Below are 283 nucleotides of genomic sequence, written 5' to 3'. Positions count from 1 at the left end.
TAACCTAAACCGACACCGGATTCTGTTATCCCTAAGCCGACACCGGACCCGACACCGGACATGGAGTAACCTAAACCGACACCGGATTCTGTTATCCCTAAGCCGACACCAGACATTCCGACACCGGACATGGAGTAACCTAAACCGACACCGGATTCTGTTATCCCTAAGCCGACACCAGACATTCCGACACCGGACATGGAGTAACCTAAGCCGACACCGGACATACCGACACCGGACATAGAATAGCCTAGGGCGGAACCGGATTCAGTCATTCCCACAC

1 pseudogene is annotated in these 283 nt (G+C 53.7%); it reads right to left on the bottom strand.

What is annotated here, in order from left to right:
* A pseudogene (locus ACTIE0_RS22995) lies at window positions 1-281 on the bottom strand (DUF4912 domain-containing protein); the annotation flags it as partial.
* Window positions 282-283 lie beyond the last annotated feature (2 nt).

This window comes from Limnospira sp. (assembly GCF_051859755.1).
GTDB classification, from domain to species: Bacteria; Cyanobacteriota; Cyanobacteriia; order Cyanobacteriales; family Microcoleaceae; genus Limnospira; species Limnospira fusiformis.
Note: the sequence above shows the minus strand (reverse complement) of the source record. Positions and strands in the feature narration are given on the sequence as shown.